Source organism: Lentilactobacillus parakefiri (assembly GCF_002157585.1).
GTDB lineage: Bacteria > Bacillota > Bacilli > Lactobacillales > Lactobacillaceae > Lentilactobacillus > Lentilactobacillus parakefiri.
This window is the reverse complement of record NZ_BDGB01000123.1, coordinates 1-303: the sequence shown is the minus strand read 5'-3', so window position 1 is coordinate 303 and position 303 is coordinate 1. Positions and strand designations below refer to the sequence as shown.

The following is a 303-nucleotide window of genomic DNA, read 5'->3' as shown; positions in this document are numbered from 1 at the left end:
AAAGCGTTACTGGAAATTATTATTAACTCCGGCAAGTCACCTCAACTACGAGGTCTTCCGTAAATGGACGAACTTCTCGTATCTGGCGACTGCCACTGATGTGGTTGATGCTTTATTAGGCATTGATCCCGAGCTCAAGCAAACATACGCTATGATGAATCAGTTACGTGAAACCATCAAAACCCGTGACTGGCCCAACTATAATCAAGCCTTTCACCACCTGCAAGGCTGCTCGGAAGAAATGTTGGCAGTCCTCCAAACCTTGGCAGTTCATCGTGATGAAATTGGCAACACTTTTACTCA

1 pseudogene is annotated in these 303 nt (G+C 45.2%); it reads left to right on the top strand.

Going from position 1 to position 303, the window contains the following annotated elements:
- Positions 1–303 (top strand): annotated as a pseudogene (locus tag LPKJCM_RS11585) (ISL3 family transposase); the annotation flags it as partial.